The 25,303-nt window shown below is 71.1% G+C and carries 22 protein-coding genes and 1 pseudogene; 15 read left to right on the top strand and 8 right to left on the bottom strand.

Annotated elements, in window-relative coordinates; genetic code table 11:
• Positions 1-170 precede the first annotated feature (170 nt).
• From cmk to der, 3 genes are all read left to right on the top strand, one after another.
• A complete protein-coding gene (gene cmk, locus R2B38_RS06970) occupies positions 171-866 on the top strand; it encodes a (d)CMP kinase (RefSeq protein WP_318015438.1) in 696 nt (231 codons plus the stop codon).
• A gap of 53 nt (positions 867-919) precedes the next feature.
• Entirely contained in the window at positions 920-1,507 is a 588-nt protein-coding gene (locus tag R2B38_RS06965; RefSeq protein WP_318021600.1) for a lysophospholipid acyltransferase family protein, read from the top strand.
• A gap of 83 nt (positions 1,508-1,590) precedes the next feature.
• Entirely contained in the window at positions 1,591-3,066 is a 1,476-nt protein-coding gene (der, locus tag R2B38_RS06960; protein ID WP_033286322.1) for a ribosome biogenesis GTPase Der, read from the top strand.
• A 94-nt stretch (positions 3,067-3,160) separates the two neighbouring features.
• Here der and R2B38_RS06955 read toward each other — a convergent pair whose 3' ends face one another.
• Together R2B38_RS06955 and R2B38_RS06950 are read right to left on the bottom strand one after the other, a co-directional pair.
• On the bottom strand, positions 3,161-3,613 hold the full coding sequence (locus R2B38_RS06955) for a hypothetical protein (RefSeq protein ID WP_318015437.1): 453 nt from the start codon (positions 3,611-3,613) through the stop codon (positions 3,161-3,163).
• Positions 3,614-3,650: 37 nt separating this feature from the next.
• Positions 3,651-4,439: a hypothetical protein gene (locus R2B38_RS06950; protein WP_318015436.1), complete on the bottom strand. Its 789-nt coding sequence runs from the start codon at positions 4,437-4,439 to the stop codon at positions 3,651-3,653.
• Between the two features lie 504 nt (positions 4,440-4,943).
• Here R2B38_RS06950 and R2B38_RS06945 point away from each other — a divergent pair.
• Entirely contained in the window at positions 4,944-5,666 is a 723-nt protein-coding gene (locus R2B38_RS06945) for a transglycosylase family protein (RefSeq protein WP_318015435.1), read from the top strand.
• Positions 5,667-5,772: 106 nt separating this feature from the next.
• Here R2B38_RS06945 and R2B38_RS06940 read toward each other — a convergent pair whose 3' ends face one another.
• The 3 genes from R2B38_RS06940 to R2B38_RS06930 are packed head-to-tail and all read right to left on the bottom strand — an operon-like array spanning position 5,773 to position 9,762.
• Entirely contained in the window at positions 5,773-6,408 is a 636-nt protein-coding gene (locus tag R2B38_RS06940) for an ATP-binding cassette domain-containing protein (protein ID WP_318015434.1), read from the bottom strand.
• Complete coding sequence (locus R2B38_RS06935) at positions 6,405-9,278, bottom strand: ABC transporter permease subunit (protein ID WP_318015433.1); 2,874 nt, start codon at positions 9,276-9,278, stop codon at positions 6,405-6,407. Before R2B38_RS06935 ends, R2B38_RS06940 begins: the two co-directional genes overlap by 4 nt.
• A gap of 7 nt (positions 9,279-9,285) precedes the next feature.
• Complete coding sequence (locus R2B38_RS06930; RefSeq protein ID WP_318015432.1) at positions 9,286-9,762, bottom strand: hypothetical protein; 477 nt, start codon at positions 9,760-9,762, stop codon at positions 9,286-9,288.
• Positions 9,763-9,884: 122 nt separating this feature from the next.
• On the opposite strand from R2B38_RS06930, the gene R2B38_RS06925 reads away from it, so the two are divergent.
• From R2B38_RS06925 to R2B38_RS06910, 4 genes and pseudogenes are all read left to right on the top strand, one after another.
• Positions 9,885-10,451: a hypothetical protein gene (locus R2B38_RS06925; RefSeq protein WP_318015431.1), complete on the top strand. Its 567-nt coding sequence runs from the start codon at positions 9,885-9,887 to the stop codon at positions 10,449-10,451.
• The gene (locus tag R2B38_RS06920) at positions 10,420-11,715 is read left to right on the top strand and encodes an ABC transporter substrate-binding protein (RefSeq protein ID WP_318015430.1); all 1,296 of its coding nucleotides are present in this window, start codon (positions 10,420-10,422) and stop codon (positions 11,713-11,715) included. The genes R2B38_RS06925 and R2B38_RS06920 overlap by 32 nt, the downstream gene beginning before the upstream one ends.
• Positions 11,716-11,764: 49 nt before the next feature.
• Positions 11,765-12,724, top strand: a pseudogene (locus R2B38_RS06915) (helix-turn-helix transcriptional regulator); the annotation flags it as partial.
• A 304-nt stretch (positions 12,725-13,028) separates the two neighbouring features.
• Entirely contained in the window at positions 13,029-13,244 is a 216-nt protein-coding gene (locus tag R2B38_RS06910; RefSeq protein WP_318015429.1) for an I78 family peptidase inhibitor, read from the top strand.
• Between the two features lie 98 nt (positions 13,245-13,342).
• Here R2B38_RS06910 and R2B38_RS06905 read toward each other — a convergent pair whose 3' ends face one another.
• Entirely contained in the window at positions 13,343-14,380 is a 1,038-nt protein-coding gene (locus tag R2B38_RS06905; RefSeq protein WP_318015428.1) for a phosphatase PAP2 family protein, read from the bottom strand.
• 258 nt (positions 14,381-14,638) lie between these two features.
• Positions 14,639-15,832, bottom strand: a complete 1,194-nt coding sequence (locus R2B38_RS06900) for a hypothetical protein (protein ID WP_318015427.1) — start codon at positions 15,830-15,832, stop codon at positions 14,639-14,641.
• A 259-nt stretch (positions 15,833-16,091) separates the two neighbouring features.
• Between R2B38_RS06900 and R2B38_RS06895 the strand changes: the two genes are divergently transcribed.
• Both R2B38_RS06895 and R2B38_RS06890 read left to right on the top strand, forming a co-directional pair.
• On the top strand, positions 16,092-17,699 hold the full coding sequence (locus R2B38_RS06895) for an MFS transporter (protein ID WP_318015426.1): 1,608 nt from the start codon (positions 16,092-16,094) through the stop codon (positions 17,697-17,699).
• Between the two features lie 374 nt (positions 17,700-18,073).
• A complete protein-coding gene (locus R2B38_RS06890) occupies positions 18,074-19,264 on the top strand; it encodes an acyl-CoA dehydrogenase family protein (RefSeq protein WP_033286267.1) in 1,191 nt (396 codons plus the stop codon).
• Positions 19,265-19,333: 69 nt separating this feature from the next.
• On the opposite strand, the gene R2B38_RS06885 is transcribed toward R2B38_RS06890, so the two are convergent.
• Entirely contained in the window at positions 19,334-19,774 is a 441-nt protein-coding gene (locus R2B38_RS06885) for a cell division protein SepF (RefSeq protein WP_019059292.1), read from the bottom strand.
• A 333-nt stretch (positions 19,775-20,107) separates the two neighbouring features.
• On the opposite strand from R2B38_RS06885, the gene R2B38_RS06880 reads away from it, so the two are divergent.
• The 5 genes from R2B38_RS06880 to R2B38_RS06860 all read left to right on the top strand — a co-directional run bounded on the left by R2B38_RS06880 (position 20,108) and on the right by R2B38_RS06860 (position 25,202).
• Positions 20,108-21,301 (top strand): DUF5685 family protein, encoded by a 1,194-nt coding sequence (locus tag R2B38_RS06880; RefSeq protein WP_318015425.1) that lies wholly within the window; start codon positions 20,108-20,110, stop codon positions 21,299-21,301.
• 251 nt (positions 21,302-21,552) lie between these two features.
• Complete coding sequence (locus R2B38_RS06875) at positions 21,553-23,838, top strand: nitrate- and nitrite sensing domain-containing protein (RefSeq protein WP_318015424.1); 2,286 nt, start codon at positions 21,553-21,555, stop codon at positions 23,836-23,838.
• Positions 23,835-24,263: a roadblock/LC7 domain-containing protein gene (locus tag R2B38_RS06870; RefSeq protein ID WP_318015423.1), complete on the top strand. Its 429-nt coding sequence runs from the start codon at positions 23,835-23,837 to the stop codon at positions 24,261-24,263. Before R2B38_RS06875 ends, R2B38_RS06870 begins: the two co-directional genes overlap by 4 nt.
• Complete coding sequence (locus R2B38_RS06865) at positions 24,260-24,616, top strand: DUF742 domain-containing protein (protein WP_033286270.1); 357 nt, start codon at positions 24,260-24,262, stop codon at positions 24,614-24,616. The genes R2B38_RS06870 and R2B38_RS06865 overlap by 4 nt, the downstream gene beginning before the upstream one ends.
• Positions 24,600-25,202 (top strand): GTP-binding protein, encoded by a 603-nt coding sequence (locus R2B38_RS06860; RefSeq protein WP_033286271.1) that lies wholly within the window; start codon positions 24,600-24,602, stop codon positions 25,200-25,202. The genes R2B38_RS06865 and R2B38_RS06860 overlap by 17 nt, the downstream gene beginning before the upstream one ends.
• Positions 25,203-25,303: the final 101 nt, after the last annotated feature.

Genomic DNA, 25,303 nt, shown 5'->3' with positions numbered 1-25,303 from the left:
CGATCGGCCCTGAAGGGGCCTCGTCCTCAAACGCCGGACGGGCTGGACAATGCGCACCGGCGTTCAGGACGAGCAGGGGCCGGACGAGTGACGCGCACCCAGTAACCTTGTGCGGGGCGCACTCGCGACCCCGTCCCGCTCACCACCCCGCACCAGGAAGGTGTCCTCCCGTGGAAAACGGCGCCGCCCGGACCGCTCCGGCAGTGATTGTCGCCATCGACGGCCCCTCCGGCACGGGCAAGTCGAGCACGTCGAAGGCCGTGGCCGCGCAGCTCGGGCTCAGCTACCTGGACACCGGGGCCCAGTACCGGGCGATCACCTGGTGGATGGTGAACAACGGGATCGACCTCACCGACCCCACCGCCATCGCCGCCGTGGCCGACAAGGCGGAGATCATCTCGGGGACGGACCCGGCGAACCCGACGATCAGTGTCGACGGTGTGGACGTGGCCGGGCCGATCCGGACCCAGGAGGTCACCTCCAAGGTCAGCGCGGTCAGCGCGGTGCCCGAGGTGCGGGCGAAGATCACCGAGCTGCAGCGGTCGCTGGCCGCCAGCGCCGAGCACGGCATCGTCGTCGAGGGGCGGGACATCGGTACGACCGTGCTGCCCGACGCCGACCTGAAGATCTTCCTCACCGCTTCCCCGGAGGCGCGTGCCGCCCGGCGCAGCGGTGAGCTCAAGGGCGCCGACGTACAGGCCACCCGCGAGGCGCTGCTGAAGCGGGACGCGGCCGACTCCTCGCGCAAGACCTCGCCGCTCGCGAAGGCGGACGACGCGGTCGAGGTGGACACCTCCGACCTCACGCTCCAGCAGGTCATCGAGTGCGTCGTCACCCTCGTCGGGGAGAAGCGGGCCGCGAAGTGACCGCACCTACGGAGCGCGGCGCCGAGATCGGGCGGCGCATCGGCGTCGGCCTGATGTACGGGCTGTGGAAGCCGCGTGTGCTGGGTTCCTGGAAGGTTCCCGCCACCGGCCCGGTGATCCTCGCCGTCAACCACTCGCACAACATCGACGGCCCGATGGTCATCGGTGTGGCGCCCCGCGCTTCGCACTTCCTGGTCAAGAAAGAGGCGTTCGTGGGGCCGCTCGGACCCTTCATGCGCGCCGTCGGCCAGCTGGAGGTGGACCGGTCGACCGCCGACCGTACGGCCGTCACGCGGGCGCTCGACGTACTGAAGGGCGGCGGGGTCCTCGGGATCTTCCCCGAGGGCAGCCGCGGTGAGGGCGACTTCGCCGCGCTGCGCGCCGGGCTCGCCTACTTCGCGGTCCGCGGCGGCGCCCCGATCGTGCCGGTGGCCGTGCTGGGCAGCGCCGAGAAGCGCGGACGACTGATAAAGGCGCTGCCCCCGCTGCGCTCCCGCGTCGACATCGTCTTCGGTGACCCGTTCGACGCGGGCGACGGCTCCGGCCGCCGTACGCGCAAGGCACTGGACGAGGCCACCGAGCGCATCCAGAAGCAGCTGGCCGCCCACCTGGACGATGCCAGGCGCCTCACCGGGCGCTAAGAGACACTTGAGTACTTGAGTAGTGGATCAACCGAAATCCGGGGGTTCCACCGATCACCACGATGAACGAGGTACCGATCTTCATGAACGACCAGATCCAGCCCGACGGCTCCGGCGAGGAGCACGAGCACGGGGCGCTCGGCGACGCCGAGTACGCGGAGTTCATGGAGCTCGCCGCCGTAGAGGGCTTCGACATCGAGGACGTCGAGGGCGCCATCGGCGAGGCGGGACACGGGCCGCTGCCCGTCCTCGCCGTCGTCGGCCGGCCGAATGTCGGCAAGTCGACTCTCGTCAACCGCATCATCGGGCGACGCGAAGCCGTCGTGGAGGACAAGCCCGGTGTCACGCGTGACCGTGTGACGTACGAGGCCGAGTGGGCCGGGCGGCGGTTCAAGGTCGTCGACACCGGTGGGTGGGAGCAGGACGTCCTCGGGATCGACGCCTCCGTGGCCGCCCAGGCCGAGTACGCGATCGAGGCCGCCGACGCGGTCGTCTTCGTCGTCGACGCCAAGGTCGGTGCCACCGACACCGACGAGGCGGTCGTACGGCTGCTGCGCAAGGCCGGCAAGCCCGTCGTGCTGGCCGCCAACAAGGTCGACGGTCTCAGCGGTGAGTCCGACGCCTCCTACCTGTGGTCCCTGGGGCTCGGTGAGCCGCACCCCGTCTCCGCGCTGCACGGGCGTGGCACCGGCGACATGCTGGACGCCGTCCTGGAGGCCCTCCCGGAGGCGCCCGAGCAGACCTTCGGCACCGCCGTCGGCGGGCCCCGCCGGATCGCGCTGATCGGCCGGCCGAACGTCGGCAAGTCCTCGCTGCTGAACCGGGTGGCCGGCGAGGAGCGCGTCGTCGTCAACGAGATCGCGGGCACGACCCGTGACCCGGTCGACGAACTGATCGAACTCGGCGGTATCACCTGGAAGTTCGTCGACACGGCGGGCATCCGCAAGCGTGTCCACCTCCAGCAGGGCGCCGACTACTACGCCTCGCTGCGCACCGCCGCCGCCGTCGAGAAGGCGGAGGTCGCGGTCATCCTGATCGACGCCTCCGAGTCGATCTCGGTGCAGGACCAGCGCATCGTCACCATGGCCGTCGAGGCGGGCCGCGCGATCGTCCTCGCCTTCAACAAGTGGGACACCCTCGACGAGGAGCGCCGCTACTACCTGGAGCGCGAGATCGAGACCGAGCTCGCCCAGGTCTCGTGGGCGCCCCGGGTCAACGTCTCGGCGCGCACCGGCCGCCACATGGAGAAGCTCGTCCCGGGTATCGAGACGGCCCTCGCCGGCTGGGAGACCCGCGTCCCGACGGGCCGACTGAACGCGTTCCTCGGCGAGTTGGTCGCCGCCCACCCGCACCCGGTCCGCGGCGGCAAGCAGCCCCGCATCCTCTTCGGCACCCAGGCCGGCACCAAGCCCCCGCGCTTCGTGCTCTTCGCCTCCGGCTTCATCGAGGCCGGCTACCGCCGCTTCATCGAGCGCCGCCTCCGCGAGGAGTTCGCCTTCGAGGGCACCCCGATCCACATCTCGGTCCGCGTCCGCGAGAAGCGCGGCAAGAAGAAGTAGCCGCAGCCGTACGGCTGTTCACGGTTCTTCTACGACGAAGAGGGCGGCCCCTGTCGGTACAGGGGCCGCCCTCTTCGTGTGCGTGCGTGCCGCGTCAGATGCCCCGGCGCGGGCCGGGCGGCAGGGCCGCCGGGATGTGGTGCATCCCGGTGTGGCCGTGCTGTTGCTGCTGCTGCCCGGCGTGGCCGAGCTGCCCGACGCGCTGCCACTGCGACTGCTGCCGGGCGCTGTAGGCCCCCGCGCTGTACGCGCTGTACGAACCGCCGCCGAGTGAACCCCCGCCGGTCGAACCCCCGTTGAACGAGCCGCTGCCGAACGAACCGCCGCTGAACGAGCCCGTGCTGTGCGGGCTGTGCCCGAAGGCGGTGAAGCCCAGCTCCTCCTCGCCGCTGCGGTCACCCGGCAGCGAGCGGAAGGTCTTGACCCACTCCGAGTAGAGCCGGTCGTAGATCGGCGTGGCCGATGGACCGCCGGGGCTGTCCCGGTCCGATCGCGAGGACGGGATCGACTGGTAGGGCCGGCTGCGGGGAACGTCGTATGCGTGCACGTATGTCCAAACGACGCGTGACCTGAAGGGATGCGGCTCAGGTGCCCGCGAGCGGGAGCGCGGAGCCGACCAACTGGCCGTTCGCCGCGGCCTTGTCGAGGGCGCTGCGCAGCAGGTCCTCGCGGGGCTGGCGGCCGATCGAGCCGACCGGTGCCGCGAACATCAGCACCTGCTGGTGCTTGTTGGCGGCGGCCCGCCAGCTGTCGGTGACCTGGAGCGGCTGGTGCGCCTGCCACCAGGCCACCGGGGAACCGCCGTTGGCGCTCGGCTGGAGCACGGCGTGCAGCTGGCCCGCGGCAAGCAGCACCGACCAGCCGTGCAGTACCGGCGGCACGGTGGTGATCTCACTGAGCGGCATGAAGCCCTGCTCGATCAGCAGCGGCAGGAAGTCGTCCCCGGTGTCGGTCGAGCCGGGCCGCACGATCGGCGCGGTCGGCTCGACGACCAGGGCGGGGTGCAACTCCCCTGAGATCAGGACGAGTCCGCTGGTCACCCCGAGCACGGCCTGCTCGGGTACGGCCTTCTCCGGTGCGCCGGCCGGGGCGTGCGTGTTGCCGCTGATGGAGCGGACGGCGCCCTGCAGCTGCTCCTCGGTGACCTGGACGATCTGGGAGGGCAGGCAGGTGGCGTGGGCGAAGGCGAGGACGGCGGTCTCGTCGCCGATGAACAGGACGGTGCTGGTGCGCTCCTGATCGGAGTCGCCCTGGGTGCGGCACGACGTGCAGTCGTAACTGCCCGGGGCGTTGTCTCCGGCGAGCAGCCGGTCGGCTTCTTCGTCGCCGATCTCGGCGCGTACGTCGTCGCTGACGTCGAGCATGCGCGGCACGGGTGGCTCCCTCGGAATGCGGTGCCCGGTGGGTCCCGGGCTCATGCAGATGACAACGGGGGATCTGTGGCGGGAGTCACGCTCCAGAGCGAACCGAATCGAACCAACCGAAGCCGATGGTCACAGTCGGTACAGAATCGGACACTCCGTGTCAACTCTGTGGGAGGTCAAGGGAGTTGGCCGCGTGAACCGAGTCACAGCACGTGTCGGCAACTGGTCGAAAAATCGTGAAATCAGCGAATGTAGTGGGTGGCCGAAAAGTGCCGATACCCGCGGTAACAGTGAACTGGCCTGCGGCGACGGGGAGTTGGTCGACATCGGCTCGTCCACCTCCGTACATTCCTCCGCCGTGTGCAACGAGCACCGCTCGGGACACGTCCGCCGGCCGAACAAGCCAGCAAGCAGCACCACTTCCGGCGGACGGGGAGGAGCGCGAGGACCGCGTCGATGCGTGGGAGCCGCGAACCGCCTTGGGGGACCCCGGGTTGTTGGAGAGGGAACTACATGTCCGAATGTGCCGATACCACTCGCGAGAACGCTCCTGAGACCCACCGCAAGGGTCATGTGCGTACGACGGCGGTCCTCGCCGGGGCGGCCCTGCTCGCCCCCCTCGGAGTGCTGGCCGCGAGCGGCAACTCCGCGGCGGCCGACAGTGGAGTGTGGGACCGCATCGCCCAGTGCGAGAGCGGCGGCAACTGGCACATCAACACCGGCAACGGCTACTACGGAGGACTCCAGTTCTCCGCCGGAACCTGGCGCGCCTACGGCGGTTCGGCCTACGCGGCCACCGCGGACCAGGCCTCCAAGTCCGCGCAGATCGCCGTCGCCAGCAAGGTCCAGCGGGCCCAGGGCTGGGGCGCCTGGCCGGTCTGCTCGGTAAAGGCCGGAGCGAGCGGCAGCGCACCCGCGGCCTCCTCCGGCACGGTGAGCGAGAAGTCGACGAAGAAGTCGTCCAGCGGATCCAAGTCCGAGTCGGCAACCGGGTCGACGAAGAAGCAGTCGACCAAGAAGGCGACCCCGTCGAAGCCCGCGGAGACGCCGGCTCGCGGGACGAACAACGCCTCGCGCGGCACGTCCCGCGGCGACTACACCGTCCGTCAGGGCGACACGCTGAGCGCCATCGCCGCCCAGCACGGGACCACTTGGCGGAAGGTCTACGCCGCCAACAAGTCCGTCATCGGCGCCGACCCCGATCTGATCGTCCCCGGCCAGCAGCTCGACCTCTGAGCCGAGCGGCTTTCGAGGCGGACGGCCTTTGAGATGAACGGCCTCTGGGCCGAGCCGCTCCCGCGTCGCCCCCGCCCGGTCCTCCGACCGGGCGGGGGCGCGCCCGTTACGCCAGCTCGGCCGCCTCGCCGCTGAACTCGACCCTCCCGCGCCGCAGTTCGTACACGATCGCCGCCCGGCCGCGCAGCACCGGCGGCAGCCGCTGCTCGGCCACGACCACGCACGCGTCCAGCCCGCCCAGCAGTTCGTACGTGTGCGCCGCGACCGCGGGCGACATGCCCTGCGCCGGTTCGTCCACGAGCACGACACGCGCGCGTGCCAGCAGGGCCCGGGAGAGCGCGAGCATTCGCTGCTCGCCGCCGGAGAGGGTGCCGGCCCGGCGGGGGAGCAGCGGGCGGAGCTGGGGATAGGCGTCGAGGGCGAAGTCGTATGCCGGTGCCGCGAGTTCGAGGTTCTCGTGGACGGTGAGGGTCCCGAACACGGCCTGCCGTTCCGGCACCAGGCACAGTCCCCGGCGCGCTCTTTCGTAAGCGGGCACACGGGTCACGTCGGCGCCGTCCCACACCACCGCGCCGCCCGACAGCGCGACCGTACCGGCGAGGGCGCGCAGGGCGGTTGTACGGCCGGAGCCGTTGCGGCCCAGCAGGACGGTGAGCCCGGGGGAGGGGGCCGCGAGGGTGATGCCGTGCAGGGCTTCGAGGGGGCCGTAGCGCACGCGCGCGTGGTGGAGGGCGATGGTCATGCGGGTGCCTCGCGGGTGCGGGGTGTGTCGAGGACGTGGCCGGGCGGGCCGGAGGAGACGATGCGGCCCGCGGCCATCACATGGACCACGTCGGCGAGGTCGGCGACCAGATCGAGGTCGTGCTCGACGACGAGCAGGGCGGTGCCCTCGGCGGCCAGCGCCCTCAACACCAGGGTCAGCGCGGCGACTTCGGCGGTGTCGAGTCCGGCGGCGGGCTCGTCGAGCAGCAGCACGAGAGGGCCGCCGGCGAAGGCCCGCGCCAGTTCGACCCGGCGCAGGGTCCCGGTGGGCAGGCCGGCGGCGGGCAGCGACCGTACGTCCCCGTTCAGCCCGAACAGCCGCAACGCCCGCTCCACAGCGCCGGGTTCGGTGACACGGCCTTGCTCGGCCCCCACGCGCACGTTCTCGGCGACGGTCAACGAGGGGAACACGGCGAGCTGTTGGAAGGTCCGGGCGATCCCGAGCCGGGTGCGAGCGTGCGCGGGCAGCCGGGTGATGTCCCGTCCCCCGAGCCGGACCTGCCCCCGCGTGGGCCGCACGGTCCCGGCCAGACAGTGGAACAGGGTGCTTTTTCCGGCCCCGTTGGGCCCGACGACGGCGGTGACCTGTCCGGCCCGCACGACGAGATCGACTCTGTCGAGCGCGGTGAAGCCGGTGTAGCGGGCGTGCAGGGTGTGGGCGGTGAGGAGGGGTGGGGTGGGTGTCCGCCCGGGGGCGGGGGCGTGTTTCCATCCGGTGTCGTGCCGGGTTGGGCGCGCAACGGCCGTGTGATCAGCCGGTGTTGTGCTCGTTTGGCCGAGCTGCCCGGGTTCGGTGGCGTGTCCCGACCCGGCATCGGGCTGGGCTGGACGTGCAACGCCCGGGTGGGCAGGTGCAATTGCGCCCGATTCACTCCGCTGGCCGGCCCCGGCCGAGTGCCCCCGCGGGCTCCGCGCCCCAGATGTTCGCCCCGCGTCGCGCTCCGCCGGGCGCACAACACCCGGCCCGACAGCCTCCGTTGACCCTGTGCGCATGTACACGGGCCGCAACCTCCTCCGCACCCCCACCCCCAACACCGTGAGTCGCACCCTCCGTTGAGGCCGCAGCCGCCCCGCCGCTGCCCGCAGCGCCTCGTACGGCCCCCCGGGGAAACGCCCCACGCACACCGCCAGCACCCCGACAAGCGCCGCCGCCACCCCACCCCGTGCCCCCGCGTCCAGGCCGACCAACAGGGCCGCGGCCGCCAGCGCGCCCAGTGTGCTGTCGGCGCCGAGGACGACCACCGCGGCGAACCACAGCAGCCCCCGGACAGGGTCGTAGGCCGAGGGGTCGAAGGCGCGGACGCCCATGCCGAGCATGCCGCCGCCGAGGGCGGCCAGGGCGGCGCCCGCGACGAAGGCCAGGAGTTTCAGGGACGGGACCTGGACGCCCGATGCCGACGCGCCCTGTTCGTGGTCGCGGAGGGCGGCGAGGGCGCGGCCCGTGCGGCCCCGGCGCAGGGCGTGGGTGGCCAGCAACGCGGCTGCCAGGAGCGCGAGTTCGAGGACGTAGTACGCGCGGTCGCCGTCGAAGCCCGACGGGCGGGCCAGTGACAGGCCCGACGTGGCGTACGGCTGGGCGAAGACGAAGCGGCTGACCCCGACGCCGACCGCGAAGGTCGCGAGGGCGAGGGACAGGCCGTGGCGGCTGATCGCGGGCCAGCCGGTCAGCAGGCCCAGGGGAGCGACCAGGACCATCGCCGTCGCCAGCGCGGCCAGTTCGGGGAGGCGCGGCAGGCCCGGGAAGCAGCCCGCCGCCAGCAACGCCGTGAACAGGGCACCCAGGCCCGCGTACGCCGCCTGTCCGAGCGCGAGTTGGCCGCCGCGTCCGGTGACCACCACCAGGGAGAGCAACACCACGCCCAACGCCGGGACTTGGACCGAGGTGCGCAGGTCCGAGCCCGCGAAGCCGAGGGGGAGGAGGAACAGCACCCCGGCCACGATCCAGGCACCGGGAGGCGTCGCGACCCGGGCCGTCGCCGTACGCGGGAGGGCATCCCGGGAGCCGACACCGGGCAGCACCAGCGCCGCGACCAACAGGGCGACCACGAACAGGTTCGCGCCCGCCGCCTGCGACAACTCGCCTTCCCAGCCCGCCAGATGAAGCCGCGTCAACTGGCTCTGCCCGACCCCGATCCCCAGCGCCACCACCACCGCGACCGGCAGACTCCGCATCCGCGCGGCCACCGCGACCGCCACCACCTCCATGACGAGCAGCGGCAGACCGTACGGGTCCAGGCGTACGGACGGCGCGAGGAGCACGCCCGTCAGACCCGCCGTGAACGCCCCGAACGCCCAGCCCGCCGAAGCCACCCGGTCCGCGTCCACGCCACCCAGGACCGCGAGTTGGCGGTCGTCCACCACGGCCCGCAGCTCCCGCCCGAACCGCGTCCACCGGATGACCGCCCCGACTCCGGCGGCCAGCACGAGCACCACCGCCAACTGCCCCCAGGGATCGGCCGACACCAGCTCCGGCGCGTCGTCCCGCGCCCCCCGCCCCCACACCAGCGCGGCCCCGCCGACCAGCAGCACGAACACCCCGATGGACGCGACCAGCGTCTGCGCCGGATCACCGCCGAGGACGGCCAACGGCCGGAAGACGAACCGTTCCAGCGCCACCCCGATACCCGGCGCGAGGAACAGCAGCGTCACCACCGCGCCCAGCCACAACGGCCAGCCCCACCCGACGACGAACTGCCGCAGCACGTACGCGCACACCATCGCGACCGCGCCGTGCGCGAAGTTGAGAACGCCGGTCGCGCGGTACGTCACGATCAGGCCGATCCCGGTGAGCGCGGCGGCGCTGCCGATGGAGAGACCGGCGAGGGTGAGGTCGTAGGTGAAGGAGGACATGGGGGCTTCAGTCGTCGGCTTCGGCGGGTTCGCAGATCGGGCAGGGGCTCAACTCGCCGTTCGCCACGAGCTTCGAGTCCACCGGAACCGCCTCCGGCTTCCCGGCGACCAACGGGCAGTCCGCGCGATGCCAGAGTGTGCCGCCCGGCACCATCAGCAGGTCCCCGCTGACCGCCACGGGCGTCACGGCGGCCCGCGCGGACTCCTCCGCGTCGGCGGGCTCGGCGGCCACGAGAAGGCCGTACAGCTCCTCCACGCGGGCGGCGGCGAGGGCGGAGCGGCCGTGGGTGAGCAGGACGGCGGCGGCGACGATGAGCGCGGCGCCGGGGATCGTGCAGGAGGCCAGGTAGGGGAGTTGGCGTTCCGCGTAGCGCTCGCCGGAGACGCCGTACCAGCCGATCACGCACAGGACCGCGCCCGCGGCGAGCGCGGCCCAGCCGGCCCACAGGGCGGGGTGCACGGTCCGCAGTCGGGCTGTCCGCATTTACGGCCCCCACACGTCGGGTGTCTGTCCATGCCGGCCAATGGCTTGCACTATGCCTTCTGACACCTGACCTGAAAACACCGGGCGAGCACGGCCCGGAACGACACCCGGCGGTGAGCCACATGGTTCTCGGGAGCGACCTCAGGCGAAGGAACACAAGAAGGAACACAAGGCGCTTGCGGGGCACGGTAGTTACGGCGGCCATGGTCCTCGTGCTCGGTCCGGTACTCGCGGCCTGCAGCGACGACAGCGGGGGCGGCAGCAGCGCGCCGCCGCCCACCCCGTCCGTAGAGCAGACGACGAGCGCCCCGGCGACCGCGCCCGCCGACCCGGCCGCCGCGACGACCCAGATCAAGGCCAACTGGAAGAAGTTCTTCGACCCGGCCAGCTCCAGCTCGGACAAACAGGCCGTCCTGGAGAACGGCGACAAGATGGGCCCCGTCCTCAAGGCCTTCAGCGGCGACAAGCGCGGCGGTCAGGTCCAAGCAGTCGTCCAGAAGGTCGAGTTCACGTCGGCGACCCAGGCGACCGTGACCTACAGCCTCACCCTGAACGGCGCCACCGCCCTCCCGAACGCCTCCGGGACGAGCGTCCAGCAGGACGGCACCTGGAAGGTGTCCGTCAACACCCTGTGCGCGCTGGTGGCGTTGAGCGGCGATGCCTCGCAGTCGCCCGGGTCGGGCTGCTGAGGCCGCTGCCGCGGTGCTGCTGCTCCTCGCGGGCACGGCCTGCGGCAGCCGCCTCCCGGAGAGCGACTTCGAGCACGGCAACTCCCGTACGCCCGCGGCCAGTAGCGGTACGCCGATCCGGGTCGGCATCATCACCAGCGCGACCAGCCCGGTCGGCGGCGACACCTTCACCGGCCCCCGCGACGGCGCCAAGGCGTACTTCGACCGCCTCGACGCGCGCGGGGGCATCGACGGGCACCCCGTAGAGGTGCGGCTGTGCGACGACGGCGGCAGCGGTGTCGGCAACAACGCGTGCGTGCACCAACTGATCGACGAGGACGCGGTTGTCGCCCTGGTCGCCACCACCGCCCTCGACTACGCGGGCGCCTCCCGCGTCTCCCACGCGCGCGTGCCCGACGTCGGCGGCCAGCCCATCGGGTCCGCCTACGACACGTACCCGCACCTGTACGGCATCTACGGCAGCCTCGCGCCCCGCGCCGGGACACCGGGCTGGGGCGGGCGGTTGTACGGCGGCACGGAGGTCTACCGGTACTTCGAGCGCGAGCGGGGCGCCCGTACCGCCGCCGTCGTGTCGTACAACCAGGCCGCGTCCGCCGCCTACGCCCGGCTCGTCGAGCAGGGTCTGAAGGCCGAGGGGTACAAGGTCGTCACCGAGCAGGTGGACTTCGCGCTGCCCAACTTCCGTGCCGTGGCGGCGGACTTGAAGCAGCAGGGCGCCGACCTCGTCTTCGACGCCATCGACACGCACGGGAACGCCCAGCTGTGCGAGGCGATGGACCAGGTCGGCGCGAAGGTCATCGCCAAGGTGACGAACGTACAGAACTGGACGTCCACCGTCCCGGAGGACTACAAGAACGCCCCGCGCTGCCGCAACGCGCTGTGGGCGACCGGGTCCAGCCGCGACTTCGACGACACCTCGCAGACGGCCGTACGGGACTTCAGGGAGGCGACGAAGGGGCTGAAGACGCATTCCCAGTGGCAGTTGGAGGGGTGGGCGGCGGCGATGTGGTTCACGGACGCGGCCCGGGCGTGCGCGAGAACGGGCGTCACGCGCGCGTGCGTCGACGGGTTCATGAATCGGAGCGAGAACTACACCGCCGACGGGCTGTTGGTTCCCGTCTCCTTCGAGCGGCTCGCCGAACCGCCGAAGACGCGCAGGACGTGTCTGTCCGTGGCCCGCTGGCAGGACGGCAAAGGGTGGGTCCCGCAAGGGGACATGAAGCGCACGTGTTTCGAGGTGCCGCAACTGCCGTACAGCCCTTGACGCGGGCTGCCGCCTCTGACCCGGACCGTCCTTGATAGAGACTTCGACCATGTTGGAGACCTCGGCACGACTCCTGCGGCTGCTCTCGCTGCTCCAGGCCCACCGCGAGTGGTCCGGCGCCGACCTGGCCGACCGGCTCGGGGTGACCCCGCGCACCGTGCGCCGGGATGTGGACCGGCTGCGGGAGCTGGGCTATCCCGTCAACGCCAGCCCCGGCACGGGGGGCGGATACCAGCTGGGCGCGGGCGCCGAGTTGCCGCCGTTGCTGCTGGACGACGACGAGGCGGTCGCCGTGGCGGTCGGGCTGCGTACCGCCGCCGGGCAGGGCATCGAGGGCATCGGCGAGACCTCCGTACGCGCGCTCACCAAGCTCGAACAGGTGCTGCCGAGCCGGTTGCGCCGCCGGGTGGGCGCCCTCAACGCGTTCACCGTGCCGATGCTGCACAACACGCTGCCGTCGGCTGTGGACCCGGCTGTGCTGACCGAGCTGGCCGCCCTGTGCCGGGACACCGAGCGGCTGCGCTTCGACTACGAGAGCCACGACGGCACCCCGACCCGGCGCAGTGTCGAACCGCACCGGCTGGTGTGCACCGAGCGGCGCTGGTACCTCGTCGCCTGGGACCTGGACCGCGAGGACTGGCGCACCTTCCGCGTCGACCGCGTCACGCCCCGGCCGCCGCACGGGCCGCGTTTCACCCCGCGTGAGCCACCGGCCGAGGACCTCGCCGCGCACGTCTCGAAAGGGGTCTCCACGCGCGCGTACGCCTCGCACGCCGTCGTCCGGCTGCTCGTGCCCCTCCAGGAGGCGGCCGCGCGGATCTCACCGTCCGGCGGGACGCTGGAGGCCGACGGACCGGACGCCTGTCTGCTGCGGACCGGGGCCCCGAACCTCGATCTGATGGTGATCCACGTGATGATGATGGGCTTCGACTTCGAGGTCCTGGAACCCGCCGAGCTGACCCAGAGGATCAGGACCGCCCGGGACCGGCTGTCCCGCGCGCTGGACCGGCAGGGCCGGGGAGGCGACGGCGATTCTGTGCCGGAACGGTGAAACTCTTATGCGGCGTCAGCTCCCGCCGTACCGCACGGAATCGGAATGGAAAGGGGCGCCCGGCCGGTTCTCACGGCACTTTCCGCGGGGCTATTCGGGGAGCCGGACCGACATGAGGGAATTACGTTCGAATGCCTGCGGAAGGCGTACGGAACCGCTCATACGTGTGAGGGATGCCGAACAAAACACACGTCCTGATCCTGTGACAGAAGTGTGACCGGAGAGGGACGGAGAGAGCGCGAGAGGGGCTAGCGTGGCGGGCATGGCATCCATTCCGACTCCACCGGCAGAGCCCCAGGACAGTCCGAACAGCTATGTGGGCCTCGACGCGACAGAGGCCGAGCGGCTCGCGCGGGAGCGCGGCTGGCCGACCGTGCGGTCGCTGCCGCCGGGGGCGGTCATCACCATGGAGTTCCGCGTGGGACGGCTCAACTTCGAGGTCAGGGACGGCACGGTGGCGCGCGCCTGGAAGGGCTGAGCGCGCAGCTGACGAAGGCCCCGGTTCCGCTGGCGGAACGGGGCCTTCTTGATGCGCGGGGATGGTTGTGCGTACCGGCCCCGCGGTCTGTGCGGCCGTCAGCCGCCCGTCGCCGGTCGGGCGGCGGCCGGGGTGGTGCCGCGTGCCACGCGGTCGGGGTGCGGCGGGCGGCGGCTGCCGATCGGGGTGACCGGGGTGCGCTCGGAGCGGGTCGTGTGCGGGCCCGGGGCGAGATGGGCCGGTGGCCGGGCCGAACGGCTCGCGGTGACCGTCTCACGGGCCGCCGGGACCTCGTCGCCCGAGGAGGAGGCGCGCGGTTTGAGCAGCACCGGCGCGGTGACCGGCGAGGCGGGCGCGGGTGCGGGCGCCGTACCGCCGCGGCGGGCCCGCCAGCGGTCGCGGTAGTCGAAGATCCGGGTCTCGGCCAGGGCGATCAGCGGCTCGCACCACGGGAGGGCGAGCAGGACCAGCAGACCGGCGGCCCAGCCGAGCAGCACGTCGCTCAGCCAGTGCGTGCCGAGGTAGACCGTGGCGAGGCCGACGCCGAGCGAGGTCACCGCGGACGCGGCGGACAGCCAGCGGCGGGCGGCCGGCGTGGAGGCCAGATACGCCAGGATTCCCCAGGTCACGACCGCGTTGGCGGTGTGGCCGCTGGGAAATATATCGCCGCCGAGACCCATCTCGTTCGAGCCGATGACGGTGGCGTAGTGCGGGCCGAGGCGGCCCATGCCGAGCTTGGCCGCGCCGACCGTGATGTTCAGCAGGAGCAGCAGGGTGCCCAGGGTCAGCAGCGGGCGCAGCGTGTGCTGCCGCCAGGAGCGCCAGCCCAGCCAGGCCGCGACCATCACCGCGGTGGGGCCGCGCTGGCCGAGGACCACGTAGTAGTCGACGAACCAGTGGATGCCGGCCCACTGCTGGTACGGCCGGAAGAACATGACCTGCCAGTCGAACCGGACCAGCCAGGACGTGGTCACGACGAGCCACACGATCGCCAGATAGAAGGCCAGGGTCGCCGCGAAGAGCACGACCCTGTGCCGGCTCATCTTCGGCACATCGATGTTGGCCGGCCGTTCAGGTTCACGGTCCAGCCTCGCGAACACCCGGTCCAGACGGGTGAGGTTTCGTTCGGTACGCACTCAATCGACGTTACAGCGAGTGAGTGTGGATCCCCGTCGAATCAGCGGCTTTGTGATGACGATGTGATGTGGGAAAGCTCTCAGGAGCAGGTTTATTTCCGGGGATTCCGCAATCCAGGACCGCTCCGTCCTTCAATTCCTTTGATCATGCCGGGTCGAGTTTTATGGCCCTTATGAATTAGTTCACCAAATGCTGGGGTGAAATTGGCCGGGCGCTCATGGAGCGTGACGAGTGGATCATGGGGTGGGATGAGCGGATCATGGCGGGCCGGAGCCGTTCAGCCAGAACGCCCCGTACACGGCCGACGCCACCGCGACACCGCCCACCACCCACGCTGACCTGGACGTACGCAGCCGCGCCAGGGCGAGCGCGAGCGGGAGCAGCAGGGGGAAGGCGGGCATCAGCAGGCGCGGTTTCGAGCCGAAGTAGCTCGACGCGCACAGCGCGAGCGCGGTGACGACGCCGGTGTACACCAGGAGCGGCAGCGGCTGGCCCTGCCGGACGCCCACGACGTACAGCCAGAGCACCAGCGCGACCCCGACGATCAGTCCCACCCCGGCGAGTGCCGAGGGGAACGACGTGAACTTCTCGCCGACGAAACGGGCGAAGGCGGCACCCCCGTCGAAACCGTTGCGCCAGCCCGCCTGCACGTCGAGATAGCCCAGCGGGCCCTTGCCGGTTCGGTGGCCGACCCACAGGACGTACCCGGCGGCGCCGAGGGGCGCGAGCGCCATCCCGAGGGCGCGCGGCCAGACCCGCACGCCGGGCGCGGGCGCCGTGCTGCGGTCCCGCACGAAAGAGGCGATGCCGGCGACCCACACCGCGGCCACCACGGCGAGCCCCACGGGCCGTGTGAGACCGGCGAACAGGGCGAGAACCCCGGCTGCCGGCCAGCGGCCCGTCAGCACGGCGTACAGGGACCACGCGGCGAGCGCCGTGAAGAGCGACTCGCTGTACGCCATCGACTGCACGATCCCGACCGGGAGCACGGCCCACAGCAGCACGGCGTACACGCCCACCCGTCTCCCACCACCACCCTTCCAAGGCCGCGCTTCGCGCCCTTCTTGATTTCGACGGCCGTAGACATGGTCCGCCACCGCGAAGATCCCCCAGGCCGCCGCGAGCGAGGCGAGGAGGCTCACGACGAGACCGCCGTCCGCGTACGACAGCGGGGAGACCGCGTGCATGAACCTTTCGAGCCAGGGCAGCAGCGGGAAGAAGGCGAGGTTCGAGTGGACGTCGCCGTTCGGGAGGCGGACCTCGTAGCCGTAACCGAGGTCGGCGACCCGGGTGTACCAGAGGGCGTCCCACCGCGCCGTGAGCAAGGTGTGGGCGCTCTTGCCGCGCGCCGCGCTCCACACCGCGAGCACCACCAGGCCCAGGGCGCGGACGGCGGCGTACCCGAGGAGGGCCGGGGCCGCCCGGCGCAGAGGTGCTGCGAGATCGTTCACGGACCCGATTATCGAGGGGGCGCGGAACCGGCCGGCCCGGCGGGGCGTGGTCCACAGAAGGGTGAGTGGTGTACGCCACACGTGTTCTCCGGGGAGTGTGAGAGGTCCGCCACGTGGCATTGGCGTGAACTCGCGTACGCTGACGGCTCACTCGCCTTCGTTGCGCGGGTCGGAGACACCGCTCCTCTCCGGCCGCAGTCACGGGGAGTCCCCACCCCGTGAGCCCGCCGAACGCGAGGGATCATCTGGGAGGTAGTTCATGTCCGGGACGACCACGGCCGCCGCAGCGCTGCGCCGTCGGGCGGCCGGGGCCGGTGCCAACCGCTGGGTCGTCCTCGTCGTCCTCTGTGTCAGCCTGCTGCTCGTCGCGCTCGACGCCACCGTCCTCCATGTCGCGGTGCCCGCCGTCACCGAGGACCTCAAACCCGGCGCGATAGAGCTGCTCTGGATCGTCGACGTCTATCCGCTGGTCTGTGCCTCGCTCCTCATCCTCTTCGGCACGCTCGGCGACCGAGTCGGCCGCAGGCGCATCCTGCTCCTCGGCTACGGCCTCTTCGGCGTCGCCTCCGGCCTCGCGGCCCTCGCCCATGACGCCCAGGTCCTGATCCTCGCGCGGGCGCTGCTCGGCGTCGGCGGCGCGATGATCATGCCGGCCACGCTCTCGATCCTCCGCCAGGTCTTCCCTGACCGGCGTGAGCGGGCGGTGGCGATCGGCGTGTGGAGCGCGGTGGCGGCGGTGGGCGCGGCGGTGGGACCCCTGCTCGGCGGTTTCCTCCTCGAACACTTCTGGTGGGGCTCGGTCTTCCTCGTCAACATCCCCCTGATGCTGATCAGTCTGCCGATCGGCCGGCTCCTGCTGCCCGAGTCCCGCGGCGATCGCAACGGCCCGTGGGACGTCGTCGGCGCGCTCATGGCCGCGGGCGGTCTCTTCGGCGTCGTCTTCGGCGTGAAGCGGCTCGGTGGCGGGGAGCCGGTGGAGAGCGGGTGGACCGTGGCCCCGCTGCTCGTGGGCGCGGTGCTGCTGGTTCTTTTCGTACGACGGCAACGGCGCCGTACGCATCCGCTGGTGGACCTGAAGATGTTCCGCAGGCCGGCGTTCAGCACGTCCGTGGGCTGCATCGTGCTGGCGATGCTGGCGCTGGTGGGCCTGGAGCTGATCGCGGCGCAGTACCTGCAACTGGTGCTGGGTCTTTCGCCGTTGGCGACGGGTCTACGGCTGCTGCCGCTGACGTTCGCGGCGATGGCGGCGGGGTTGTTCGGGGCGCGGATGCTGCGGCGGTTCGGCCCGCGCCGGATGGTGTGCTTCGGGTTCTGCCTCACCGCGTTCTCGGTGCTGACGCTGATCGCGATGGGCGAGCAGGACAACACCGGGCTGCTGCTCTTCGGGTTCCTGCTGCTGGGGTTCGGGCTGGAGATGACGCTCTTCGGGGCGTACGAGTCGATGCTGAGCGAGGCGCCGCCGGCGCAGGCGGGGGGCGCGGCGGCGATAGGCGAGACCTCCTACCAACTCGGTGCGGGGATCGGCATCGCGCTCCTCGGCAGCGTGATGAACGCGGCGTACGCGCCCGGGCTGTCGTCCGTTCCCGGTGTACCGGCGTCCGCGTCGGCGTCGGCGGGGCATTCGCTGGGGGAGGCGTATGACGTTGCCGGGCGTCTCGGCGGGGTACGTGGAGCGGCCCTGCGTGACGCGGCCCGGCACGCCTTCGTCCACGGCCTGCATGTCACGTTGCTCGTCAGTGCGGGGTTGCTGTTGCTGGGGGCGGTGATGGCGTTGCGGTTGCCCCGCGTGATGCAGTGCGAGGCGCCTGCGGCGGCGGTGGGGGTCCCTGCCCCCAGGGAAGTGACAGACTCCCGCGTCTCCGCCTGACGCCAAGGCGCTCTCCCACCCACGCACCGCCCGTTTACGGGCGATGGAAAGGTGGACGTTTCCCGTGGGGGCCGCCCACCGTTGGCGGCTGCGGGCTGCGGGCTGCGGGCTGCGGGCTGCGGGCTGCGGGCTGCGGGCTGCGGGCTGCGGGGCGTGACGGAGGCTCGTGGTACTCGGACTCGGCCGCAGCCCGCAGCCGCCAACGGCGCCCGCCCCCCCCACGGCAAACGGTCCATCGCTACCGCCCCGCACAGGCGGGCGGGTGGGAAAGGTTTTGCGGGGAGGGGACACGCTGGACGCACGGCACCCGTCGTCGTAACGTCGACCCGTCCCGCTAACTAGCGCTGATAGTTTTAATCGCCGGAGGCCCTGTCATGGCTGCGTCCCCGAAGTTGCCCCCCTTCGACCCCGCCGACCCCCTCGGCCTCGACGACCTGCTCGACCCCGAGGACCTCGCGATCCGGGACACGGTCAGGACCTGGGCCGCCGACAGGGTGCTGCCGTACGTCGCCGAGTGGTACGAGAACGGGGAGTTGCCCGGGATCAGGGAGCTCGCCCGCGAACTCGGCGGCATCGGGGCGCTCGGGATGTCGCTCGACGGATACGGGTGCGCCGGTGCCTCCGCCGTCCAATACGGCCTCGCCTGCCTGGAGTTGGAGGCGGCCGACTCCGGGATCAGGTCGCTCGTGTCGGTGCAGGGCTCCCTCGCGATGTACGCCATCCACCGCTTCGGGAGTGAGGAGCAGAAGCAGACCTGGCTGCCGCGCATGGCTTCCGGCGACGTCATCGGCTGCTTCGGGCTCACCGAGCCCGACCACGGTTCCGACCCCGCGGGCATGCGCACCTACGCCAAGCGCGACGCCGGCGACTGGGTCCTCAACGGCCGGAAGATGTGGATCACCAACGGGTCGGTCGCCGGCGTGGCCGTCGTATGGGCACAGACCGACGACGGGATCCGCGGTTTCGTCGTACCCACCGGGACCACCGGATTCTCCGCCCCGGAGATCAAGCACAAGTGGTCACTCCGCGCATCCGTCACCAGCGAACTCGTCCTCGACGACGTCCGGTTGCCCGCCGACGCCGTGCTTCCGGAGGTCGTAGGACTGAAGGGTCCGCTCAGCTGTCTGTCGCACGCTCGTTACGGGATCGTGTGGGGTGCGATGGGCGCGGCGCGCGCTTCGTTCGAGTCCGCGGTCGAATACGCGAAGACCCGGGAGCAGTTCGGGCGGCCCATCGGCGGCTTCCAGCTCACCCAGGCCAAGCTCGCCGACATGGCGGTCGAACTGCACAAGGGGATTCTGCTCGCCCACCATCTGGGGCGGCGCATGGACGCCGGGCGCCTGCGTCCCGAGCAGGTCAGCTTCGGCAAGCTGAACAACGTACGGGAGGCCATCGAGATCTGCCGTACGGCACGGACGATCCTCGGTGCCAACGGGATCTCGCTGGAGTACCCCGTGATGCGACACGCGACGAACCTGGAGTCGGTGCTCACCTACGAGGGCACCGTCGAGATGCACCAGCTCGTGCTGGGCAAGGCGCTCACCGGACTCGACGCCTTCCGCTAGGAAGAACCGAAGACTCCTGATCGACGTTGATCAACCCTGCGGGAGGCAGGGCCGGTAAGCGGCCCTGCCTCAGCTCTGGTTGAAGAACCCGTCCTCACGGCGCACGGCGGGGTCGCCGCTGACGATCTCCGTGTTGGCGGGGGTCAGCAGGAAGACACGGTTCGCGACCCGCTCGATCGTGCCGCGCAGGCCGAAGGTGAGGCCGGCCGCGAAGTCGACCACGCGCTTGGCGTCGGTCGCCTCCATCGCCGTGAGGTTCACGATCACCGGGACCCCTTCCCGGAACAGCTCGCCGATCGCGCGGGCGTCGCGGAAGCTGTCCGGGGTGACCGTGCCGATGCGCCGGCCCTTCACCTCGGCGACGTCCTCCGCCACCTTCACCCGCGGATCCGTGACCCAGGCATCCCCGGGCTGCTCGGTCCCTTCGGAGTAGTCGTCGTCGTAGTAACGCTCGTCATCGTTGTCGTCAACGAGTCCAAGCCAAGCACTCGCCTTGCGTACCGATCCCATGGACGCCTCCTCTCACAGCGGTCTTACTTGCTTTCCGCATCCCTATGGTCATCCATGATGCGGATCGCGCGCCAAGTGGATAGACGCCGCGCGGGGGGTTTGTGACGCTACTGGTGCACAGCCAATACGTCGAGAGCCCCCGTGTATCAAGGGTGTTGCTGGACACGGCTGCTGACTGAGAGTGAAATATGATTCTTCCCGGCGTCCGGGTGACGGCTGGTGCGTACGGGTGAACGGAGTGGTCGATGGGATGCGGCTGCTCAACGCCCGGTCAGATGCCATATCGATCTCCAGATGCCCAGTCAGATGTCGTTCACGCCACGGGGGGTTGTCGTGTTCGGAATGGTCCGGCCCTGCAGTCACAGACTCGGTGAAAGCCTCAAGACCCAGTGGATGGCGCATTTGTGCGGGCTGTGCCTCGCACTGCGCGGGGACCACGGGCAGTTCGCGAGGATTGTCACGAACTACGACGGTCTGCTCCTCTCGGTGCTGACGGAGGCTCAGGTCGAGCGCGCGGGCGGCGGATGGCGTCGTACGGCCGGGCCCTGCCCCTTGCGCGGGATGCGGACCGCGTCCGTCGCGCAGGGCGAGGGCGCGCGGCTCGCGGCGGCCGTCTCGCTGGTGCTCGCCTCCGCCAAGGTGCGTGACCATGTCGCCGACGGGGACGGGCTGCTGGCCCGCGGGCCGGTGGCGCTGGCCGCGCGGCGGGTCGCCGGGAGCTGGGGGCGGGCCGGGGCGCGCACCGGTTCCGCGGTCGGGTTCGACGCCGCCGTACTCGTCGACGCCGTGGAGCGGCAGTTCGGCATCGAGTCCCTGGCCGGGCCCGGGACGCCGGTCCTGACCGTCACCGAACCGACCGAGACCGCTACGGCGGCCGCCTTCGCGCACACCGCGGTCCTGGCCGGACGGCCCGGCAACGCCGTACCGCTGGCCGAGGCTGGGCGCCTCTTCGGCCGGCTCGCGCATCTCCTGGACGCCGTGGAGGACAGGGAGGCGGATGCCGCGGCCGGTGCCTGGAATCCCCTCACCGCGACCGGCACCCCGCTCACCGAAGCCCGCCGGCTCGCCGACGACGCGCTGCACGGGATACGGCTCGCGCTGCGCGAGGTGGAGTTCGTCGACGCCAAGCTGGCGCATCTGCTGCTCGCTCACGAACTGGGGCGCTCGGTGGACCGGGCCTTCGGCACGCAGTCGTGCGGGCACGGGCCGGAGAATGCCTTCGGGCCGCCACGGACTCCGTACCTGCCGGGCGATCCGCGGCACGACGGGAATCCCTACGATGGCGACCCGCACGGCGGCAACCCCTTCGGCGGTGAGCCCCCGCGGCCCGGCGGGCGCGGTTTCTGGGCCGGGTGCGCCGTAGCCCTCGGGCTCTGCTGCACCTGCAAGGTGTGCTGCGCCGACGAGTTCGAGGGGCCGTGGTCGGGACGGCGGCGCGAGGGATGCCGCTCCAGCTGCGACTGCTCGTGCTGCGACGCGTGCGAATGCTGCGAATGTTGTGAATGTCTGTCGTGCTGCGACTGCTGAATATGCCCGATGCCGTGACCAGTTGACGGTGACGGGTCGTCACCGCCTTTGTATACGCGGCACTTGGGGATCATGGATGACCTGCGAGGTCGGGCCGTCCCTGTTTCAGCGTGGTAAAACAAAAACATGATCCGGTGACCGGTGTGCCGTGCGTGTCGTTGGGCGGGAGCAGAACCATTTCTGCCCCGGGTTCGATCCCTGATCGAGCCTGATCGAACCCGATCAACTCGCCACCCACTTAAGGCACTTCAGTGGACGTCACAACAAAAGCGACCACCAGCATCCGCGCCAGGCTGCTGAGGATTCTGGTCCTCGCCCTCGCGGTCCTGCTCGCCCTGCTCGGTATCGCGGCCGCCGACCAGATCTCCGCCTATCGCAACGCCTCCGCGACCGCCGACAACGCCCGCCTGGAAATCACCCTCCAGGGACTCGTGCACGAACTGCAGAAGGAGCGCGGACTCACCACCGGATACGTCGGCGGCGTGCAGCAGTTCAGCGCCAAACTGCCCGCGCAGCGCAAGGCCACCGACACCGCGCGCCAGCAGCTGGACGTGGCCCTGAAGGGGCGTGAGGACTCCGCCGCCGGTTCCGTGCGCGAGTCCCTCGGCCGGCTCGACGGCCTCGCCGGCATCCGCAAGGACGCCGACGACGGCACCGGCGTGGTGAAGGACACCTTCGACTACTTCACCACCACCATCACCGTCCTCGACCGGCTCGGCCTCGGCCTCGACGACGTCCACGACGGCACCCTGCGCGACGCCTACCAGGCGCTCCAAGTCCTCGGCAACGCAAAGGAGTTCACCGGCGAGGAGCGCGCCATCGTGCTCGGCTCGGTACGCGCCGGGAAGTTCCGCGGCGACGACTACAGCCGGTTCATGGAGATCCGCGCCGGACGCCTCGCCGCCCTCGACGCCTTCCCCCGTTCGGCCACCGCCGTCCAGGAACGGCGCCTGAACACCGCCCTCACCACGCCCGACGCCGAGCGCGCGCTGACGTACGAGGGCAAGGCGGTGCACGGCACCGGGAAGCTGAAGGCGAGCGCGATCCCGCCCATGGCCTGGTGGGACGCCATGACCTCCACCATCAACGGGATGCGGAACGTCCAGATCGCCCTCGGCACCGATGTCGAGAACAGGGCCGCCCAGCTGGAGAGTTCGGCCCAGCGCGACCTGCTTCTGTTCCTGTTGCTCGCCCTCGCCACGGTCGTCGCGCTCGGCGCGCTGGCCCTCGACTGCGTACGGTCCGTCTCCACGCCGCTCGTCGAACTCGCCCGGCAGGCACGGGAGGTGGCCGGCAGCCGGCTGCCGCGGGCCGTGGCCGCCGTACAGGACGGGTCGTCCGGGGCGGCGCCGCAGCCGCCTGCTCCGCTCGCCGTCGCCGACAAGGCGGGGGCCGAAGTGCGGGAGGTGGCCGACGCGTTCGACCGGGTGCAGCGGTCCGCCTTCGAACTCGCCACCGAGCAGGCCGTGTTGCGGCGCAACGCCACCGACTCCCTGGTGAGCCTGGGGCGTCGCAACCAGAACCTGGTGCGCCGTCAGATCAGCTTCATCAACAAGCTGGAGCACGAGGACGCCGACCCCGCGACCCTCGCCAACCTCTTCGAACTCGACCACCTGGCCACCCGTATGCGCCGCAACGCCGAAAGCCTCCTCGTGCTCGCCGGAGAGTCGAGCCCCCGCCCCTGGTCCACGCCGCTGGCCGTCAACGACGTGCTGCGCGCCGCGCTGTCCGAGGTCGAGGAGTACCGCCGGGTCACCCTGCGCCGCATCGAGCCCGCGTTCGTCACCGGCTCCGTCGTCGTCGAAATCGCCCATCTGCTGGCCGAGTTGGTGGAGAACGCGCTGAGCTTCTCGCCGCCGGACTCCGACGTGGAGATCGAGGGACGGCGCACCAGCGCCGGGTATCTCGTCGCGATCGTCGACCACGGCTTCGGCATGGACAACCAGGCCCTCGCCGAGGCCAACGTACGGCTGTCCGGCACCGCCAGCTTCATGGCCGAACCCACCCGTTTCCTGGGCCACTTCGTGGTCGGCGCCCTCGCCCGCAAGTGCGGTATCGAGGTACGGCTCGGCGAGGCACCGGCGGCCGGTGTGGTCGCCCGGGTGCTCATCCCGGCGGGGCTGTTGACGGAGAAGGGGGTCGAGGAGGGGCCGGTGGTTCCCGCCCCGAGGAAGGCGGAGGCGGAGAAGGTGGAGAGCCCGGAGACCGAGACGGTGGCCTCCCCGGTCGCCGCCAAGGGCGGTTCGTCCGCCGCGCGCACCCGCAACGGCCTCGTCAAGCGGCCGCAGCGCAGCGGTATCGCGGCGGCGGTGAGCGAGACCGACCGGACCGGCAGGCCCGCCCCCACCACACCGCCCAACCCGGAACGGTCTCCCGAGCAGGTCTCCGGGATGCTCTCCACTCTGCGCAGCGCCCACATGCGGGGCGGGATCAGCGTCGAGAAGGAGAAGCAGCGGAAGACCGGGAAGAGTGCCGCGAAGAACGCCGAGACGAATTCCGACACGAATTCCGACACGAACGAGGGTGCCGCCAAGTGACCACCGTCGACACCCCGCACGACTCCCACACCTTCAACTGGCTGCTCGCCAACTTCGTCAAGAGCACCGACGGTGTACGCGACGCGGTCGCCGTCTCCTCCGACGGGCTGCTGATCGCCGTGTCGGACGGGCTCGGGCGCACCGAGGCCGACCATCTCGCCGCGATCGTCTCGGGGTTGAGCAGTCTGGCCCGCAGCGCGTCCAAGCGGTACAGCTTCGACGGGGTCAAGCTCATCATGATCGAGATGGGCCGGGGTTTCCTGCTCGTCTCGGCGATCCGGGACGGCAGCTGTCTCGGCGTCCTCGCCGACAGCAGCGGTGAACTGGGCCTCGTCGGCTACGAGATGGCGGTGCTCGCGGAGCGGGCGGGTGATCTGCTCACCCCGACGCTCATCGCCGATCTGCGGCAGGCGTTGCCGCGGTGAACGGTGAACAGCCCAGGGACGTAGAACCTGACGAGGACGCGACGTTCGTCCGGCCGTTCATCATCACCGGCGGCCGGTCCGAGCCTCTCCAGGCCGATCTGCGGCTGGAGACGCTGGTCGTCGCCGTCGGCGTGCCGGATCCGTCGCTCGCGTTCGAGCGGCGCCACATCGTCGCGGTGTGCGAACAGCCGACGACCGTCGCCGAGGTGGCGCACCGCGTCGGCGTACCCCTCGGAGTGGCCAAGGTGCTGATCTCCGACCTCGTCGTCGCCGGGCAACTCGCCTGCCGGCAACCCGCGGAGCTGCCGCTCCCGATGCTCGAAAGGATCAGGGACCATGTCCGGGCGCTCTGACAAGATCGTGCCGCTGGCCGTGAAGATCGTGGTCAGCGGCGGCCTCGGGGTCGGCAAGACCACGTTCATCGGGGCCATTTCGGAGATCGAACCCCTCGACACCGAGGCGGCGATCACCGAAGTCTCCGTAGGCGTCGACTCGTTGGAGGGCGTCGAGGCGAAGACCACCACGACCGTCGCCCTCGACTTCGGGCGGATCACGCTCGACCCGACGATCGCGCTGTACCTGTTCGGGACGCCCGGGCAGGACCGGTTCTCCTTCCTCTGGGACGACCTGGTTGAGGGCGCGCTCGGCACGGTGGTCCTGGTGGACACCCGGCGGATCGAGGACTGCTTCCCGGCGGTCGACTACTTCGAGTCGCAGGGCGCGCCGTTCGTCCTCGCGGTGAACCGGTTCGACGGGGCGGAGCGGTTCGACGTGGACGAGGTCCGGGAGGCGCTCGGGCTGGGCGCGGACGTGCCGGTGCTGGAGTGCGACGCGCGGAACCGCGATTCCGTACGGGACGTGCTGGGAGCGCTGATGGACCGGGTGATCGGGGTCCGGGCTGCGCCACGGCGCCGTACGACGGCGGCGCTGGCGCGGTGAGGGAGACATACGAGGAGGGAAACGCGAGGGGAGGGGTGCGCGTGTGAAGGCGGGAGAGCGGGAGAAGCGCCCGATCAGGCGGGAGAACCGGGGATCAGGGC

Source organism: Streptomyces sp. N50 (genome assembly GCF_033335955.1).
Classification (GTDB): Bacteria; Actinomycetota; Actinomycetes; order Streptomycetales; family Streptomycetaceae; genus Streptomyces.
The sequence above is the reverse complement of the archived record's forward strand: the minus strand, read 5'-3'. Positions and strand labels throughout refer to the sequence as shown.